Source organism: Monashia sp. HAY1-2A (assembly GCF_056755315.1).
In genome coordinates this window covers 1-246 of sequence record NZ_JBNDHY010000658.1, presented here as the reverse complement: position 1 = coordinate 246, position 246 = coordinate 1, and the positions used below count along the sequence as shown (strand labels likewise).

Sequence of the window (246 nt, the reverse complement as noted above, 5' to 3'; positions counted from 1 at the left end):
TTCTGGGACTGCTGGCCGCCAGCGTCGCGGGCGCCTCGGTGGATGCCTCCGAAATCGGCGGATACGACGTCGTCGTGGCGGACACGCAGGCTCCTGCGGTTTTCGGGGCCAAGGGCGAGTTCTTCGCCTCCGGCCGCATGGACAACCTTTCCTCCACGCACGCGGGGTTGGTGGCCTTGATTGCCCATGCTTCCTCGTCGCCGGACGACGGCCCGATCGCCGTTCTGGCGGCGTTCGATCACGAGG

Annotated in this window: 1 pseudogene; it reads left to right on the top strand. The window is 67.9% G+C overall.

The features are described 5' to 3' along the window. Positions 1-246: pseudogene (locus ACPYOM_RS23445) on the top strand (M18 family aminopeptidase); the annotation flags it as partial.